The organism is Ramlibacter tataouinensis (assembly GCF_001580455.1).
Lineage (GTDB): Bacteria > Pseudomonadota > Gammaproteobacteria > Burkholderiales > Burkholderiaceae_C > Ramlibacter > Ramlibacter tataouinensis_B.
Genome location: NZ_CP010951.1, coordinates 685,985 through 702,863, shown reverse-complemented (window position 1 = coordinate 702,863; position 16,879 = coordinate 685,985). Strand labels below are relative to the sequence as shown.

The 16,879-nt window shown below is 69.9% G+C and carries 17 protein-coding genes; 8 read left to right on the top strand and 9 right to left on the bottom strand.

The features are described 5' to 3' along the window. Positions 1–21: 21 nt before the first annotated feature. From lepB to nagZ, 8 genes are all read left to right on the top strand, one after another. Positions 22–987 carry a signal peptidase I gene (lepB, locus tag UC35_RS03420; protein WP_061496200.1) on the top strand — a complete coding sequence of 322 codons (966 nt, stop codon included), beginning with the start codon at positions 22–24 and terminating at the stop codon, positions 985–987. A 23-nt stretch (positions 988–1,010) separates the two neighbouring features. After that, positions 1,011–1,361 carry a DUF4845 domain-containing protein gene (locus UC35_RS03415; protein WP_061496197.1) on the top strand — a complete coding sequence of 117 codons (351 nt, stop codon included), beginning with the start codon at positions 1,011–1,013 and terminating at the stop codon, positions 1,359–1,361. Between the two features lie 7 nt (positions 1,362–1,368). Then, a complete protein-coding gene (rnc, locus tag UC35_RS03410) occupies positions 1,369–2,052 on the top strand; it encodes a ribonuclease III (protein WP_061496195.1) in 684 nt (227 codons plus the stop codon). Next, entirely contained in the window at positions 2,049–2,957 is a 909-nt protein-coding gene (gene era, locus UC35_RS03405) for a GTPase Era (protein ID WP_061496193.1), read from the top strand. The genes rnc and era overlap by 4 nt, the downstream gene beginning before the upstream one ends. 38 nt (positions 2,958–2,995) lie before the next feature. Continuing rightward, positions 2,996–3,745 (top strand): DNA repair protein RecO, encoded by a 750-nt coding sequence (gene recO / locus UC35_RS03400; RefSeq protein WP_061496191.1) that lies wholly within the window; start codon positions 2,996–2,998, stop codon positions 3,743–3,745. Then, positions 3,742–4,503: a pyridoxine 5'-phosphate synthase gene (locus tag UC35_RS03395; protein WP_061496189.1), complete on the top strand. Its 762-nt coding sequence runs from the start codon at positions 3,742–3,744 to the stop codon at positions 4,501–4,503. The genes recO and UC35_RS03395 overlap by 4 nt, the downstream gene beginning before the upstream one ends. Continuing rightward, entirely contained in the window at positions 4,500–4,895 is a 396-nt protein-coding gene (gene acpS, locus UC35_RS03390) for a holo-ACP synthase (RefSeq protein WP_061496187.1), read from the top strand. The genes UC35_RS03395 and acpS overlap by 4 nt, the downstream gene beginning before the upstream one ends. Positions 4,896–5,169: 274 nt before the next feature. Then, positions 5,170–6,234, top strand: coding sequence for a beta-N-acetylhexosaminidase (nagZ, locus tag UC35_RS03385; RefSeq protein ID WP_061496185.1), 1,065 nt, complete (start codon positions 5,170–5,172; stop codon positions 6,232–6,234). On the opposite strand, the gene UC35_RS03380 is transcribed toward nagZ, so the two are convergent. The 9 genes from UC35_RS03380 to pseG all read right to left on the bottom strand — a co-directional run bounded on the left by UC35_RS03380 (position 6,235) and on the right by pseG (position 16,871). Continuing rightward, on the bottom strand, positions 6,235–7,491 hold the full coding sequence (locus tag UC35_RS03380) for an Hsp70 family protein (RefSeq protein ID WP_061496183.1): 1,257 nt from the start codon (positions 7,489–7,491) through the stop codon (positions 6,235–6,237). Between the two features lie 7 nt (positions 7,492–7,498). Continuing rightward, positions 7,499–9,028 carry a lysine--tRNA ligase gene (gene lysS, locus UC35_RS03375; protein ID WP_061496181.1) on the bottom strand — a complete coding sequence of 510 codons (1,530 nt, stop codon included), beginning with the start codon at positions 9,026–9,028 and terminating at the stop codon, positions 7,499–7,501. An 86-nt stretch (positions 9,029–9,114) separates the two neighbouring features. Continuing rightward, positions 9,115–9,675, bottom strand: a complete 561-nt coding sequence (locus tag UC35_RS03370; RefSeq protein WP_061503657.1) for a sugar transferase — start codon at positions 9,673–9,675, stop codon at positions 9,115–9,117. Continuing rightward, a complete protein-coding gene (locus UC35_RS03365; RefSeq protein WP_061496179.1) occupies positions 9,672–10,622 on the bottom strand; it encodes an NAD-dependent epimerase/dehydratase family protein in 951 nt (316 codons plus the stop codon). Before UC35_RS03365 ends, UC35_RS03370 begins: the two co-directional genes overlap by 4 nt. 1 nt (position 10,623) lies before the next feature. Further along, a complete protein-coding gene (locus UC35_RS03360) occupies positions 10,624–11,379 on the bottom strand; it encodes a glycosyltransferase family 2 protein (protein WP_061496177.1) in 756 nt (251 codons plus the stop codon). Continuing rightward, a complete protein-coding gene (locus UC35_RS03355) occupies positions 11,376–12,677 on the bottom strand; it encodes a lipopolysaccharide biosynthesis protein (protein ID WP_061496175.1) in 1,302 nt (433 codons plus the stop codon). Before UC35_RS03355 ends, UC35_RS03360 begins: the two co-directional genes overlap by 4 nt. An 8-nt stretch (positions 12,678–12,685) precedes the next feature. Then, on the bottom strand, positions 12,686–14,269 hold the full coding sequence (locus tag UC35_RS03350) for a hypothetical protein (RefSeq protein WP_061496174.1): 1,584 nt from the start codon (positions 14,267–14,269) through the stop codon (positions 12,686–12,688). After that, a complete protein-coding gene (gene pseI, locus UC35_RS03345; protein ID WP_061496172.1) occupies positions 14,266–15,315 on the bottom strand; it encodes a pseudaminic acid synthase in 1,050 nt (349 codons plus the stop codon). The genes UC35_RS03350 and pseI overlap by 4 nt, the downstream gene beginning before the upstream one ends. A gap of 11 nt (positions 15,316–15,326) precedes the next feature. After that, positions 15,327–16,871 carry a UDP-2,4-diacetamido-2,4,6-trideoxy-beta-L-altropyranose hydrolase gene (pseG, locus tag UC35_RS03340; RefSeq protein WP_061496170.1) on the bottom strand — a complete coding sequence of 515 codons (1,545 nt, stop codon included), beginning with the start codon at positions 16,869–16,871 and terminating at the stop codon, positions 15,327–15,329. Positions 16,872–16,879 lie beyond the last annotated feature (8 nt).

Genomic DNA, 16,879 nt, shown 5'->3' with positions numbered 1-16,879 from the left:
CGGCCCGCGGAGGGCCGCATGATGCCGCTGCTCACCACCGCCGTCCTCGCGGCTTTCGTCGCCTATGCCGGCGCCTGGTACCTGGGCGCGCTGGAAGGCAATTTCGCACTGCTGCTCTTTGTCGCCACCGTGGTGACCGGCCTGTACTGGCTGGCCGAGCGCTTTTATTTCCTGCCGCGCCGCCGTGCCGCGGCGGCGACCCTGCAGGCGCAGGGCACACAGCGCCGCGCCGAACTGGCCGCCCGCGGCATCACCCAGGTCGACGGCGACCTGGCCGAAGCGCGCCAGCGCCTGCTGATGCAGCCCTGGTGGCTCGATTGGACCGCGGGCCTGTTCCCGGTGATCCTGGCGGTGTTCGTGCTGCGCTCCTTCCTGTTCGAGCCGTTCAAGATTCCGTCCGGCTCGATGATCCCCACGCTGCTGGTGGGCGACCTGATCCTGGTGAACAAGTTCGCCTACGGCGTGCGGTTGCCGGTGATCCATACCAAGCTGACCGAAGGCACGTCCCCCCAGCGCGGCGACGTGATGGTGTTTCGCTATCCGCCCAAGCCGAGCCTGGACTACATCAAGCGCGTGGTGGGCGTGCCGGGCGACGAGGTCGCCTACCTGAACAAGCGCCTGACGATCAACGGCAAGCCGGTCTCCAAGGAGCCGGTGTCGGACTTCTTCGACGAGGACGCCATGGCGTACTACAAGCAGTACGAGGAAGTGCTCGGGACCAGGCGCCACCGGATCCTGAACGACGACAAGGGCGCCGCATTCGTGCCGGGTGTGGAGAATTTCCCGAACCAGGGGAATTGCCGCTACAGTTTGGAGGGGGTCGTCTGCAAAGTGCCGGAAGGCCACTACTTCATGATGGGCGACAACCGCGATAATTCAGCCGATTCGCGCTTTTGGGGATTCGTCCCCGACCGGAACATCGTGGGGAAGGCCTTCTTCATCTGGATGAACTTCGGCAGCTTCAAGCGGATCGGGTCATTCGAGTAGTCAAATTCTGGAGGAGCGGGGGAATGAAACAAGGGCGCAAAGGGCAGGCGGGGATGTCCATGTTCACCCTGCTGTTCGTGGTGGGGGTGCTGGCCTGTGGCGCCGTGCTGGGGGCCCAGGTGTTTCCCACGACGGTGGAATACCAGGCCATCCTCAAGGCCGCGCAGCGGGCCTCGAACGGCAACACGGTGGCTGAAGTGCGCCAGATCTTCGACAAGGCGGCCCAGGTCGACGACATCAAGTCGATCGACGCCAAGGACCTGGAAGTCTCGAAGGACGGCGACAAGGTGGTCGTGAAGTTCGCCTACAACAAGGAATTCCACATGTTCGGTCCGGCGTTCCTGGTCGTGAAATACGCCGGCCAGTCCAAGTAAGGCCGGCGTGGATGGTCCCCTGGTCGCGTTGCAGGAGCGCTTGCAGCATCGGTTCGGCAACCCCGGCCTGCTCGCGCGCGCGCTGACGCACCGCAGCTTCTCGGCGGACCACAACGAGCGGCTCGAGTTCCTCGGGGACTCGGTCCTCAACCTGGCCGTCGCGGCGCTGCTGTACGACAGGCTGCAGGCCCTGCCGGAAGGCGACCTCTCGCGCGTTCGCGCCAACCTCGTCAAGCAGGACACCCTGCATCGCCTGGCGGTCGAACTCAGGCTGGCCGAGGTCATCCGCCTGGGTGAAGGCGAGGCGCGCTCGGGCGGCCACCGCCGTCCCTCGATCCTGGCCGATGCGCTCGAAGCCATCATCGGTGCCGTGCACCTGGATGCCGGCTACCCGGCGGCCGAGGCGCTGGTGCACCGGCTCTACAGGGGCATCGAAATCAACCCCGGCATGGCGGCCGGCGCCAAGGACCCGAAAACCGAACTGCAGGAATTGCTGCAAGGGCGGAAAATGAAGCTGCCTGTCTATCGCGTGGCCGGCACGCTGGGCGCGGCGCACAAGCAGACCTTCAATGTGGAATGCGAGGTGTCCGAGCTGGGCGTGGTCGAGCGGGGCATCGGTGCCTCGCGCCGCGCGGGCGAGCAGGCTGCGGCCGCCGCCATGCTACTCACGCTCAAATCGAAGGCTCGATGACCGACACTCCCGCACAGCGCTGCGGCCTGATCGCCATCGTCGGCAAGCCCAATGTCGGCAAGTCGACGCTGCTCAACGCCCTGGTAGGCCAGAAGGTCAGCATCACCTCGCGCAAGGCGCAGACCACGCGCCACCGCATCACCGGCATCCGCACGGTGGGTGCGTCCCAATTCGTGTTCGTCGACACCCCGGGCTTCCAGACCCGGCACGGCACGGCGCTGAACCGGTCGCTGAACAAGACGGTGCAAGGGGCCGTGGGGGATGTGGACCTGGTGCTGTTCGTGGTCGAAGCGGGGAAGTTCACGCCCGGCGACGCCAAGGTGCTTGCGCTGCTCAAGCCCGGCATCCCGGTGGTCCTGGTCGCCAACAAGCTGGACGAGCTGAATCGCCGGGCCGACGCGGCGCCCTGGCTGCAGGAGACGGCGGGCAAGCACGAGTTCGCCGAGATCGTCCCGATGTCGGCCAAGAACCGCAAGGACATCGAGCGGCTGTTCCCCATCTTCGAGAAATACCTGCCCGAGCAGCCCTGGTGGTACGGCGAGGATGAGTTGACGGACCGCAGCGAGAAGTTCCTCGCCGGCGAGACAGTTCGCGAAAAGCTGTTCCGCCTGACGGGCGATGAGCTGCCCTACACCTCCACCGTGGTGGTGGACAAGTTCGACGAGGAGCCGAGCCCCAAGCACAAGCGCCTCGTGCGCATCGCCGCCACCATCATCGTCGAGCGCGACAGCCACAAGGCGATGGTGATCGGCGACAAGGGCGAGCGGCTCAAGCGCATCGGCACCGAAGCGCGCACAGAGCTGGAGAAGCTCATGGACTGCAAGGTCTTCCTCGAACTGTGGGTGAAGGTGCGCTCGGGCTGGGCGGACGACGAAGCGCGCGTGCGCAGCTTCGGCTATGAATAGGGAGGCCCTGGGGCGGCTTGGCGCCGGCCTGGTCGCCTATGGCTAAGCGCATCGGAGACGAGCCCGCCTTCGTCCTGCACCGCTACGACTGGAGCGAATCCAGCCTGATCCTGGAAACCTTCACGCGCCACTACGGGCGCATCGCGCTCGTGGCCAAGGGCGCGAAGCGGCCGAGTTCGAACTTCCGGCCCGTGCTGCTGCCCTTGCAGCCGCTGCGCATCGCGTTCGGCGGCGACGCGGAAATCCGCACTCTGAAGGGCGCGGAGTGGACGGGCGGGCAGGGCATGCCCGCCGGCGGTGCGCTACTCTCGGGCCTGCACATCAACGAGTTGCTGCTGCGGCTGCTGGCGCGGGACGACCCGCATCCGCGCCTGTTCGACGCCTATGCCGGCGCCGTTGGCGTGCTCGGCTTCCAGCAGGCCGAGGCCATCGAGCCCGCGCTGCGGGCCTTCGAGCTGATCCTTCTGCGCGAAGTCGGCCTGCTTCCGGCCCTCAACATGCAGACGCTGACGCTGGCGCCCGTGGAAGCGGAGGAGCTCTACACCCTGCTGCCGGAAGCGGGCCTGATCGCCATGGGCGAGCAGGACGAACGACCGGGCCTGCCCGGCGATCACTGGTCGGCACTGGAGGCCGCCCTCGGCGACGCCGCGCCGTTCCAGGCCACCTTGCGCGCGGCGGCCTCGTGCGGACCCGGGCTGAAGCCGCAGCTGCGCGCGCTGCTGCACTACCATTGCGGGGTCAGCCAGCTTCGCACCCGCCAGCTGATGATCGATCTCCAGTTGCTATGAGCTCCGCTGCCCGCACCGCGCTCTCGGTCAACCTGAACAAGGTGGCCCTGGTGCGCAACACCCGCCACCTGGGCATTCCCAGCGTCACCCGCGCGGCGACGCTTTGCCTGCGGGCCGGGGCGCAGGGCATCACCGTGCATCCCCGCCCCGACGAACGTCACATCCGCGCCCACGACGTGCGCGAACTGCACGAGTTGCTGAAGGCCTGGCCGCGCGCCGAGTTCAACATCGAAGGCAACCCGTTCCACAACCTGATGGACTTCGTGCGCGAGCTGCGCCCGCACCAGTGCACGCTGGTGCCGGACAGCGAGGGCCAGTTCACCAGCGACCACGGCTGGGACATGCAGGCCAACGCCACCCGCCTAAACCCGATCATCGAGGAGGCGCGGGCCCTGGGCGTGCGCGTCAGCCTGTTCATGGATCCGGTCGCGGCCGCGATGCCCCTGGTGCGCGATGCCGGGGCCGACCGCATCGAGCTGTACACCGAGCCCTATGCCAAGGCCTTCGGCACGCCGGCCCAGGCCGAGGTGCTGCGCAGCTACGCGCAGGCGGCGCAGGCCGCGCTGGACTGCGGGCTGGGCGTGAACGCCGGCCATGACCTGAACCAGGCCAACCTCACCGAATTCCTGATGGCGGTGCCCGGCGTCAGCGAGGTCTCCATCGGCCATGCCTTCATCTCCGAGGCGCTGGAACAGGGCTACGAAGCCACGACCCAGGCTTACCTGGCGAGCATCGACGGCGCCTTCGCCCCATCATGATTTACGGCATCGGAACCGACGTCTGCGACGTGCGGCGCGTGCGTGCCTCCTTCGAGCGGCACGGCGAGCGCTTCGCGCGCAAGGTGCTGAGCGACGGCGAACTGGCCGTGTGGAAGGCGCGCTGCGCGCGCTGGCCCGAGCGCGGGCTGCGCTACCTGGCCACGCGCTTTTCCGCCAAGGAGGCCTTCAGCAAGGCGGTTGGCCTGGGGATGCGAATGCCCATGACCTGGCGGCTGTGCGAGATCGCCAACCTGCCCGGCGGCCGGCCCGCCATCGTGCTGCACGGCGGCCTGAAGGAATGGTTCGAGGCGCGCGGGCTCACGGCCCACGTCAGCGTCACCGATGAAAGCGAGTACGCGGCGAGCTTCGTCGTCGTCGAAAAGAAAGAATAGTGTCCTGTCTCGCAAATAACTTGCATTTCGTTCGGATGCCTGCGGGGATGATCGGCGGGTGGCCAGAGGGGGTCAAGACTGGGCGTCTTGACCCCCTCTGGGCGCACGCCGAGGGCCCCGCAGGCGCCGAACCCTTCGGGCTGCGCCGTATCGGGGCGCACGCCGCGTTGCGGCCACGGGTCAAGCCGCCCAGGCTTGACCCGCACCCGCGCCTTGCCTGCGCCCCGATACGGCGCAGCGAAACGCAAGCTATTTGCGAGACAGGACACTTGCAATGACCGAACATGCGCCCTTGGTCCTGGATATCGCCGGGACCGAGCTGACCGAGATCGACCGCGAGCGCCTCGCGCATCCGCTGACCGGCGGCATCATCCTCTTCGGCCGCAACTGGCAGGACCGCGAGCAACTCACCCACCTGTGCGCGCAGGTCAAGTCGGTCCGGCCGGACCTGCTCATCACCGTGGACCACGAGGGCGGCCGGGTGCAGCGCTTCCGCACCGACGGCTTCACCCACCTGGCGCCGATGCGCGCATTCGGCGAGATGTGGATGAAGGATGCGATGGCGGCCACCAACGCGGCGACGGCGGCGGGCTTCGTGCTGGGCGCGGAGCTGCGCGCCTGCGGCGTGGACTTCAGCTTCACCCCGGTGCTGGACCTGGACTGGGGCGAAAGCGGCGTGATCGGCGACCGCGCCTTCCACCGCGACGCGCGGGTCGCCGCGCTGCTGGCCAAGAGCCTGATGCAGGGCCTGCTGCGCGCCGGCCTGGCCAACTGCGGCAAGCACTTTCCCGGCCACGGCTTCGTGCGTGCGGACTCGCACACCGACATCCCGGTCGACACCCGGAGCTTGGCCGAGATCCTGGCGGAGGACGCGGCGCCCTACCGCTGGCTCAGCACCACGCTCGCCAGCGTGATGCCGGCCCACGTCATCTATCCGCAGGTCGATGACAAGCCCGCCGGCTTTTCCGAGCGCTGGCTGGAAGAGATCCTGCGCGCCGACCTGGGTTTCCAGGGCGCGATCATCAGCGACGACCTGAGCATGGCCGGCGCGCGTCAGGTCGGCGGCCGGGAACTGAGCTTCACCGAGGCTGCGGTGCTGGCGCTGAATGCCGGCTGCGACATGGTCCCGCTGTGCAACCAGTCGGTACAAAGTGAAGGCGGATGCGCGATCGACGAACTCCTGGACGGCCTGGCGCAGGCGCAGGAAGAGGGCCTGTGGCTGCCCAGCGAAGCCAGCGAGGAGCGCCGGCTGGCCCTGCTGCCGCGCGGGCCGGCCCTGAGCTGGGATGCGCTGATGGCGCACCCCGAGTACATGCACGCGCTGGACCTGTTGCCCTGACTACCTGAGCGAACCGGCGTACGCGAGCCCAGACGCGACGCCGCCGAAAAGGTCGCCCACGATCAGTTCCGATTCGGGGAACTCCCGGCGCAGCAGCTGCTGGAACGGCCGCAGCGCCGACGAACCGCCGGTGAGATAGAGGCCATCCAGCTGCGACGGTGAGAGTCCGGCGCGCCGTACGCACTCGTGGCCGCAGTCGACCACCGACTGCAGCAGCTCGGCCAGGTCCGCGGCCGAGGCCTCGGCGCTCAGGGCGGGCGCGAGCGACGCCTCGATGCACGACAGGTCGATCGCCGTGCCCGCCGCGGACATCGAGGTGCGGATCTTGGCCTGCTCGACTTCGCTGGCAATGCGGTGTCCCAGCCTGTCGCCCAGCACCTTCATGAGGCGATCGTGCAGCGAGGGGTCGCCGTAGTCCACGCGCAGGTCCTGCGCCTGCCGCAGCGCCTTGGGCGTGTAGAGCCAGTTGATCAGGTGCCAGGTGGCCAGGTCGAAGAAGACGCCGCTGGGCACTTCACGCCCGGTCGGGCCGGTGTGCCGCAGGCCCAGCAGCGGCATCACCCGCGCCAGGCTCAGCTTGCGGTCGTAGTCGGTGCCGCCGATATGCACGCCGGTGGTGGCCAGCACGTCGTCGCCGCGCTCGCGGTGGCGCGCGCGTGCCGGCCCCAGCCTGACGATGGTGAAGTCCGAGGTGCCGCCGCCGATGTCCACGATCAGCACCACGGTCTCGCGGTGCACGCGCCGCTCGTAGTCGAAGGCCGCTGCGATCGGCTCGAGCTCGAGCGAGATCTCCTCGAAGCCCGCGGCGGACGCCGCTTCGGTCAGCGCCTGCTGGGCGCGGCGATCGCGCCGCGGGTCGTCGTCGACGAAGTGCACCGGCCGCCCCAGCACCACCCGCCGTACGTCGTGGCCCAGGCGGGAACAGGCACGCGTGCGCATCTCGCGCAGGAAGCGCGCGATCACGTCCTTGAAGTTCACCATGCCCTCGGGCACGCGGGTCTGCTCCTCGAGCAGGCTGCTGCCCAGCAGGCTCTTGAGCGAGCGCATCAGGCGCCCGTCGACACCGGTGAGGTAGAGCGCGATCGCCTCGCGCCCGAAATGGATGCTGCGCTCCTCGGCGTTGAAGAACACCGCGGTCGGCAGCATCGGCTCGCCGCCCTCCAGCGGCACCGGCCGCGCCTTGCCATCCGGCCCGACGAAGGCGATCGCCGAATTCGAGGTGCCGAAATCCAGGCCGAGCGTGCCGGCGCGGCTCATGTACGCGTCAGGATTCGCGGCGCAGCGCGGGGAACAGGATCACGTCGCGGATGCTGGGACTGTCGGTGAGCAGCATCATGAGCCGGTCGATGCCCACGCCGCAGCCGCCGGTGGGGGGCATGCCGTACTCGAGCGCCCGCACGAAGTCCTGGTCGTAGAACATCGCCTCGTCGTCGCCGGCGTCCTTGGCGCCCGCCTGGGCCGCAAAGCGCGCGGCCTGGTCCTCGGCGTCGTTCAGCTCGGAGAAGCCGTTGCCGAACTCGCGGCCCGTGATGTACAGCTCGAAGCGCTCGGTGACCTCCGGCCGCTGGTCATTGGCGCGCGCCAGCGGCGAGATCTCGGTCGGGTGCTCCATGATGAAGGTCGGCTGCCAGAGCTTTTCCTCCACCGTCTCCTCAAAGTACATCACCTGCAGCGCGGCGAGCGAGCGCGTGGACAAACGGTTCTTCTCTTCGGTCAGGCCCAGCTTGCGCAGGGAATTGATCAACCACTCGCGGTCCAGGACCTTGTCGCCGGCGTCGGTGTGCTTGCGGATGGCCTCGGGGATGGTCAGGCGCTCGAAACGCTGCGTCAGGTCCACCGGCTTGCCGTCGTAGGTCAGCTGCAGCGTGCCCACGGCCTTCTGCGCGGCGTCGCGCACCAGGGCCTCGGTGAAGTCCATCAGGTCCTGGTAGTTCCAGTACGCCGCGTAGAACTCCATCATGGTGAACTCGGGGTTGTGGCGCACCGAGATGCCTTCGTTGCGGAAGTTGCGGTTGATCTCGAACACGCGCTCGAAGCCGCCGACGATCAGGCGCTTGAGGTACAGCTCGGGCGCGATGCGCAGGTACATCGCCTGGTCGAGCGCGTTATGGTGGGTCACGAAGGGCCGCGCGTTGGCGCCGCCGGGAATCGGGTGCAGCATGGGCGTCTCGACTTCGAGGAAGCCGTGCGACACCATGAAGTCGCGCATGCCGCTGATCGCCTTGCTGCGCGCCACGAAGCGGTCGCGCGTGGCCGGGTCCATCATCAGGTCCACGTAGCGCTGGCGGTACTTCACTTCCTGGTCGGCGACGCCGTGGAACTTGTCGGGCATCGGCCGCAGGTTCTTGGTCAGCAACCGGATGCTGGTGGCCTGCAGCGACAGCTCGCCGGTGCGCGTCTTGAACAGCTTGCCTTCGGCCCCGATTATGTCGCCCAGGTCCCAGTGCTTGAAGGCGGCATAGGCTTCCTCGCCGACGCCGTCGCGCGTGACGTAGATCTGGAAGCGCCCGGTGGCGTCCTGCAGGGTCGCGAAGCTGGCCTTGCCCATCACGCGCTTGAGCATCATGCGCCCGCCGACGCTCGCCTGGACGGCTTCTTCTTCCAGCCGCTCGGGCGCCTTGCTGCCATGGTGCGCCAGCAGGTCGGCGGCGCGGTGGCCCGGCTTGAAGTCGTTGGGGAACGCGACGCCATTGCCCTGTTTCACGGCCTCGCGCAGCGCTTTCAGCTTCTCGCGGCGTTCGGCGATCAGCTGGTTTTCATCCTGGGGCGGGGTGGGTCGTTCTTGCTCGGACATGGGTTTTGGGGGGATTTTCGAAGCCGGCGCGCGGCCGAACCCGGCATTTTAAGTTTTTGGCCGGGCTCCTTGCCCGGGTAGCCCGTTCAGTGAGTGATGCCCTCGCGCCGCACCACCTTGACGAAGGTCAGGGCCATGATGCGCAGGTCCAGCGCCAGCGTGCGGTGCCTCAGGTAGTAGGCATCGAGCTGCACCTTCTCCGGGATCGGAATCTCGTCGCGCCCATGGATCTGGGCCCAGCCGGTCAGGCCGGGCCGCAGCTCGTGCACGCCGTGCTCGGTGCGCAGCGCCACCAGGTCGTTCTGGTTGAAGAGGGCGGGGCGCGGGCCGACGATGCTCATGTCGCCCTTGAGGATGCTCCACAGCTGCGGCAGCTCGTCGAGGCTGCTCTTGCGCAGGAAGCTGCCGATCGGCGTCAGCCACTGCTCCGGCGAGGCGAGCAGGTGCGTGGCGACCTCGGGCGTGTCGACCCGCATGCTGCGGAACTTGGGCATGCGGAAGATCCGGTTGCCGCGGCCCACCCGGTCGGACCAGTACAGCACCGGCCCCCGCGAGGTCAGCCTGACGGCCAGCGCGACCAGCGCGATCGGCAGCGCCAGCACGGCCAGGGCGCCCAGCGCCAGGGCGAAGTCGATGGCACGCTTCAGCATGGCGCGAGGAACCCCTTGGCCGCCTCGCGCACGCCTTCGGCGGCGGAGCGGGCCGGCATCCATCCCAGCAGGCGCCTTGCCTTGCCGGCGTCCACCTGCAGCGAGTCGCACAGGCTTTCCGCGATCCGGCCGCGGCCGGTGGCCCATGCCGCCAGGCGCAGCGCCTGCGGCGGGCAGCGCAGCAGGTGCGGCGGCCGGCCCAGCCCGGCGGCGATGCAGCGCACCATCTCGGGCGTGGACAGGTCCTGCGAATCCGCGGCGAGGAACAGCTCGTTGGTGGCCGCGGGGTGATCCAGGCACAGCGAGATCAGGTCCAGCAGGTTGTCGATACCGACCAGGCTGCGTGCGTTGTGGATGCCGGCGAGCGGCAGCCACCAGCCGCGCGCGACGGCGCCGACCAGGCGGGCGAAGTTGCCCGGGGCGCCCGGTCCATAGATCAGCGGCGGGCGGATGATGGTCAGGCTGGTCGCCGAGGCCCCCAGCACCTCGGCCACGGCCTGCTCCGCACGCAACTTGCTGCGCGCGTAGGGCTCGACGGGGCCGGGCGCATCGGCCTCGGTGAAGGGCCGCTGCTCTCGCGTGCGGTTGCCGTTGACGCCGATCGAGCTGATGAGTACGAGACGGCCGACGCCGGCGTCCCGGGCGGCCCGGGCGACGGCGCTGGCGCCGCGCACGCTGGATTCGAAGGCCTGATCGCCGCCGCCCCGATGCGCGCGTGCCGCCAGATGCACTACGGCTTGCATGCCGGCGAAGGCGCGGGCCAGCAGCGCGGCGTCTTCGTAGCCGGGCACGGTGAGAGCGCGCACGCCGCCGGGCCAGCCCGCGGCGGCGCGCGACAGCGCCACGACATCGCCGGCGTCCCGCGCCAGTCGCGCCAGCAGCGCCCGGCCGACGAAACCCGAAGCGCCCGTCACCGCCACCCGCAAGGCCTTGTCTGCCGCCATCTCAGAACTTCCGGTACTTGCGCAGCGCGTTGAACGCGTAGCGCGAGAAATGCCAGGCGGCGGACGGCAGCGCCAGGCCTTCGACCTGGCGATAGGTCTTCCACACCTCGCGCGCGGAGCGCCCCTTGTTGCGGGACACCGATTGCGCCATGACGCGGTAGCGCATCAGGTCCTCGTCAAGGCCATGCGCGACGAAGCCGCGCTTGAGGATGCCGAGCCAGCACACGAAGTCGTCGTAGTACACGCGCTGCATCCGCACATCGCCGCAGATCGACCGGTCGACCAGCACGGTCGAGGTGGCGATAGCCGTGTTGCCCAGCAGCTGGCCGTAGCTGAGCGTGGGCGGCACCCCGATGTAGTCGCCGGTGCGCGACTCGTCGTGGCTGACGCGCCGGAAGCCGGTGAACACCAGGGGCGAGCGGTGCGCCTGCGCATGCGCCAGGCTGCGTTCCAGCTTGTTGGGCAGCCACATGTCGTCGCTGTCCAGGAACGCGACCCAGCGGCCCTGCGCCTTGGCTAGGGCGGCATTGCGGGCCGCCGCCGGTCCGCCGTTGCGCTCGAGCGGGATCAGCTGGATGCGCGCATCGCGGCGCGCCCACTCCGAGACCACCGCGCGCGTATCGTCGGGCGAGCAGTCGTCGGCGATCAGCATTTCCCAATGGGGGTAGGTCTGCGCGAGCACCGAATCCACCGTGCGGCCGATCACGCCGGCAGCCTTGTAGGCCGGTGTGATGATGGAGACCAGCTCGTCCTTCACGCAACCGCCCCCTTGCGTTGTGCCCTGGTGGCCGCCAGTGCCGCGCCGCCATGCATGCCGATCGACAGCAGCAGGGCGAGCCAGGCGAAGTCGGCCAGCGTGGCCGCCGCGCCGCGCATCGCCAGGGCCGCGGCCCAGACCGCGCACAGGCCGCCGCCCACCAGCAATTGCAGCCACAGCATCTTGCGCTCGTGGCCGCAGATCGTCAAAAAGCTCGACCAGAAATCGGAAAGCCGCAGCGCGCCGGCCGCGAGCACCGGCCAGAGAATCGCCAGCGCGGGTTCGTAGGCCGGATACCAGCGCTGCACGGCGGCCGACAGCGCCAAGCCCGCCGGAACCGCCAGCAGCACTGCCGCACCGAGCAGCGACAGCGACACGCGGGCGCTCAAGGCATAGGTGGGGGCCGCGCCCTGCAGGGCATAGCGGCGGGCCAGGGCAGGGTAGATGGAGGCGTTGAGCATGGCTTGGGTCGACTGCGCGATCAGCACCAGGACGCCGGCAAAGGCGTATTGCGCAAACTCGCGCGCGGGCAGCAGGGCGGCGGCGAACCAGCGGTCCGCGGTCAGCACGGCCGACGCCGCCAGCGAGATGCCGAGGAAGATCAGGGCCGTATTCCAGCGGGCGCGCCGGATCGTGCGCCAGGCCGCTGCGAGCAGCGTGGGGGCGCGCGCGCCGTGCGCCGCCGCCATGCGCGACAGCGTCGCCGCCGACAAGGCCAGGGACATCGCCGCCTCCACGCCCAGTGCCAGCGGCGCCGAGCCGGACAGCGACGCGGCCGCCGCGCTGAGAGCGGTCACGCTCACTGCGCGCCCCAGGTTTTGCAGCGAATAACGCACCGGCTGTCCCAGACTGCGGCTTTCGGTGGTGGCGACCAGGAACACCTGCTGCGAGAGGCCGTGGACGATGGCAATGGCGAACACCGGCGCGCTCAGCCCGGCCGCGCCCACGCCCAGCGCGGGGATCAGCAGAAGCACAACCGCGCAGAGGCAGGCCACCAGCGCCGACTGGAACAGCAGCACCAGCGCGCGCCGCACGCGCCCGCGCGCGGCCATGACCGGCATGTCCCGTTGCAGCAGCGATTGCAGGCCCAGGCAGGCCAGCATGCAGAAGGTGGTCGACACCAGCAGGCCCGCGCTGTAGATGCCGAAGGCGGCCACGTCGAGCAGGCGCGCCATCACCAGGATGCGCGCCATCATCAGCGCCATCGCCGTGCCCAGCAGGGGCAAGTACCAAAGCTGCGCGGCGCGCCAGGGCGCGATCGGCCGGGCGGGGCGTGCGGGCGCGGAAGCGGGTGCCATCGGCGGCTTCAACGGTCGCCCACGGGCATCTTTTCCCGGATGTAGTCGATGGGCCGCAGGAGCCAGCGCCGGTTCACGCGCACCGAGGGGTCGTCGGCATCGGCGGCCGGCGGCGCCACCAGCGCGCGCCACTCGCCGCGTTCCATCTGCACCAGCACCTCGTCTTCCGCGGCCTCGCTGTCGGCGAAGGACGCGTCGTCGGCCTTCAGCTGGCCGGTGCGTACCAGTTCGAGGAAACGCTGCGGATCGGCGCCGGGGGCGTAGCGGTAGGCCGAGGACGACAGGGCGCGCACCTGCTGCGCGTACTGCGGCAGGCGGCGCGACATCGCGTAGCAAAAGCGCAGCGCCAGCCGGCGTGCGCGCCGCTGGGCGGCGGCCTGCTGCTGCGCCGGCAGCTCGACCTGCAGCACGAGCTCCTGCAGCCGCGCAGGATCGGACGCGTCGGTCCGGAAGCCGGCTTCCTGGTAGATCGACGGCGCGGTGGCGATCACCTGCTTGCCCATGGCGGCCGCTTCGAGCGCGGCGCTGCCGCTGGCGACCACGATCGCATCGCAGTGCGCGATCAGGTCCATGGTGCTGGTGCTGTCGGCGCTGGCGATGACGTGGATGCCGCGCGCGCGCGCCCAGTCGGTGTAGTGGCGCTCGGGCAGCCGTCCGTCGTTCTTGCCGATGCGCTCGCCCCAGTTGGGATGGCAGCGCAGCACCAGGTCCTGCGGCGACAGGCCCAAGCGCTCCATGATCGCGTCGTAGGCGTCGGTGGGATCGCGCCAGGCCGACTCCCAGCCGGGATCGCCCCAGATCTCGTTGAGGCTGCCCGGCAGCAGCAGCAGCTTGCGCCGCCCGCCCTCGACCGGCCAGGCCGCGCGCGCGGCCTGGGTGTTGTAGGCCCGCCATTCGGTGGTATTGGTGCGTGTCAGCCGGGCAGCGACGCGGCCGGCCGCGTGCAGCGCCTGCGCGCGCGTCAGCGGCCGGAAGGACCACTCGTCCACCAGCGCGTGCACCGAGCGAAGGCCCAGGCAGTTCTCGTCGGGCAGCAGCTGCAGGCCGTCGCCGAACCAGCTGCGCTCCAGGCTGATCACGCGCTTGCCGCTGTCCCGCGCGGCTTCGAAGATGGCCCGGGTGGCGTCCATGCGGCCGTTGAACACGCACACGGCGTCCAGCCGCTCGCGCGCGATCCACTGGCGCGCCGCGCTGTAGGCCCGCTGCACCGAAGGCGCCAGCCGCCCGCGCAGCGCGGCGAATTCGGCGCTGCGGTAGTCCTCGGCCGACTCGAAGCGCCCCAGCGTGCTGGCGCTGGAGGCGGCCCACTCGAGCGCCTGCGCCGGTTCCGGGCGCGAATCTGCGCTGTCCAGCGCGCCGATGGAGCTCACGCCGCTGGCGGTGAACGACCGCACGCCGCCGACCCGGCAGAACAGGCATTCCATCCAGTCCGGCCGCACGTCGCGCAGTTCGCGCGTGTAGCAGGCGGGCAGGTCGGCGTCGCAGGCCAGGAAGACGGTCTCATGGCCGGCCTGGCGCGCAAGGCCGGCAAGGAACATCAGGTGTTCGACATGGGGGCGCCAGGCGTAGACCGAAGCAAACCCGATCCTCATGCGAAGAGGTCCCAGGTCACGGGCGTGCCGCGCTTGACCGCCCGCGCCACCGCGCGGCCGATCACCTGGCCCAGGAACTTGGGCGGCAGCCCCGATCCTGGCCGTATGGCGCGCACGTTCTCGGCGCTGAGCCGGGTGCCGGCCGGGAGGTCGGCCACCACATAGAGCGAGCGGCGGAACTGCAGCGACTTCTGCTCGGCGGCCGTGGGTCCGTAGCTCACCTGGCCCAGTGCTTCCCAGGCGCGCCGCGTTTCGGTGACCAGCGCGGCCATTTCAGCCGGCTCCAGCGAGAAAGTGCTGTCCACGCCGCCATCGGCGCGCGCCAGCGTGAAGTGCTTTTCCACCACGGTCGCGCCCAGTGCGACGGCCGCGACCGCGACGCCGGTGCCCATGGTGTGGTCGCTCAGGCCCACCTCGCAGCCGAACAGGCTGCGCATGTGCGGGATGGTCGTGATGTTGGTGTTCTGCGGCGTCGCCGGGTAGGTGCTGGTGCACTTGAGCAGCACCAGGTCGCGGCAGCCGGCGTCGCGCGCGGCCCGCACGGCCTCGTCGATCTCGGCCACGCTCGCCATGCCGGTCGAGACGATCAGCGGCTTGCCGGTGGACGCCGCCTTGGCGATCAGCGGCAGGTCGACGTTCTCGAACGAGGCGATCTTGTAGGCCGGCGCGCCGAGGGATTCGAGGAAATCGACGGCCGCGGCGTCGAAGGGCGTCGAGAAGCAGACCAGGCCCTTCTCGCGGCAGCGCTCGAAGATCGGCCGGTGCCAGTCGTAGGGCGTCGCGGCTTCCTGGTACAGCTCGTACAGGGTGCGGCCGTTCCACAGGCTTGTGGGGTCGCTGATGGCGAACTCGCCTTGCGCGATGTCCAGCGTCATCGAATCGGCGGTGTAGGTCTGGATCTTCAGCGCGTGCGCGCCACTGGCCGCCGCGGCGTCCACGATCTGCAGCGCCCGCTCGAGCGACTGGTTGTGATTGCCGGACATTTCGGCGATCACGAAAGGAGGAGCATCGGGCCCGATCGGCCGCCCCGCGATTGAGAAACCCATGTTTTGTTCGCTCAGTTCACCAAGTGAAGTTCGAACCGATGGCAGTCCACACCTTGGTGCGAGGCAAGGGCTTCCTGGAAGCCCATCCCGCGAAAAATCTGCAATGAGGCTGCATTATCGGGCTTCACCCAGGCCACCAGCGCGGGTGAGGGGACGGCGGCGCGCAGCGCCGCGATGGCGCCTTCGAGCAGGGGGCGCGCCAGCCGCAGGCCCCGGAACGCCGCATCGAGCGAATAGCTCACCGTCCAGCTCGAGCCCTCGCGCTCGAAGCGGACCTGCCCGACCGGCGTACCGGCCGGCGAGCGCGCGATCAGGATGCGGCAGTCGGCGGGCCGCGCCAGCCGCGCGCTGAACCACAGGTGGTGCCCGCGCGGCGCGATCGCGCCGGGGTTGAGGGCATGGCGGCGCGCCTCGGGGTCATTGGCCCAGTGCAGCAGCAGGGTCTCGTCGCCGGCTTCGGCATTGCGCCAGGCCAGCGGTGCGCCGGCGGACAGGGCCAGCGCGGCGGCCACGCGGGCGCTGCCCAGGCCGTCCACCAGCTCGCGGGTGCCGCGCACCAGCGCCAGCCGGCGGCGCGGCGACTGCACCAGCGCCTGCACGGCCGCGCCCAGCGCGCGTTCGTCCGGGTCCCCGGCGGCCAGCCACTCGATGGCGCCCAGCGCCGCCAGCTGCGGCAGCACCGCGCGCTGGTTCTCCGCGATCTGGATCGCCAGCGTGGGCGCGCCCAGGCAGCAGCGCTCCCAGGCGGCCACACCGCCCGAGCCGATCTGCAGGTCGTGCCGGGCGAAGAATCCGGACAGCTCGGGCGCATCGCACAGCACCCGCGTGCCCGGCCATCGGCGCGCCAGTTCGAGGTGGCGGTCCAGGTGCGGATTGCGCGACGAGGACACCAGCTCGATCTCGCCCTGGAAGCCCGCTTGCTCGCGGCAGGCGAGCAGGGCGCGCGAGCTGAAGTCGAGCGGGTCGGCCCCGCCCATGAAGATGCCGATGCTGGCCGCCTGGCGGCGAAATCGGTAGCGCTTGGCGTCGCGGTACGGCGGCGCCAGCAGCGCATAGCGCGGGCCGCCGAGCAGGCGCGTGCCGGCGGCGATCCGGCCCGCGTACTTGAGCGCGTGGTCGGCCAGGTTCTGGTCGACCAGCAAGGCGGCGGCGATGGGCCGGTCAGCCAGGTCGTCGATGACGGCGACACGGCAAGCGAGGTCCTGCGCGACCCGCGCATGCCAGCGCGCATCGAAGGCGTAGTGGTCCACCAGCACCCAGTCGGGCCGAAAGTCGCGCAGCGCGCCAATGGTTTCGCCGGCGTCCTGCGACCACGAGCACGCGGCCCAGGCGGCGTGCGGCGGATCGTTCGCGTCGGGCGTGCATCCGGCCGGCGCCGGCAGCCATGCGTGCGGCAGCCCGGTGTCGGCGATGAGCTGGCTGACCTCGTCGTGCGGCCTGCCGACGAACAGCAACTGCGCGCCTTCTTGCTGCAGGGCCTGCGCCAGCGAGATGCAGCGGCGCAGGTGGCCGGTGCCGATGCGGCGGGAAGCGTCCGTCCGCAGGGCAATGCGCATGCTAGTGC